Source organism: Lactiplantibacillus sp. 7.2.4 (assembly GCF_018991185.1).
Lineage (GTDB): Bacteria > Bacillota > Bacilli > Lactobacillales > Lactobacillaceae > Lactiplantibacillus > Lactiplantibacillus pentosus.
Map to the genome: position 1 here is coordinate 1 of NZ_JAGYGS010000184.1, position 326 is coordinate 326.

The 326-nt window shown below is 35.6% G+C and carries 1 pseudogene; it reads right to left on the reverse strand.

The window, feature by feature from the left end:
- Positions 1 to 326: pseudogene (locus tag KGF70_RS17120) on the reverse strand (nickase); the annotation flags it as partial.

The window sequence follows — 326 nt, forward strand, 5'->3', positions numbered from 1 at the left end:
GCCTTTGAAAATCGTTTGTTCACTATTAGTTTCTTTAATCAATTCCCGTCGTTCAGCCGCGGTTGTCTGTTCAAAATCAAGCTCTGGATAGAGTTTTTTAGTCGTGCGATCAACTACTTTATTTAAGAGCTCATCTGCTTTTTTTAGTGAACTTTCTTGTTGGTTAATTGTCAATAATTGCTTAGTGACATCTTCACCAACAGCGTGCTTAATTAAGGTACTGTTTTTCCAATTAAATAGCATGCGCCGCTTATCATCTAAACTTTCCAAACTAATATAAGTTTTCAGTTCGTGGCTTAACTCTTTGACCACTTTTTTCTCGTTAA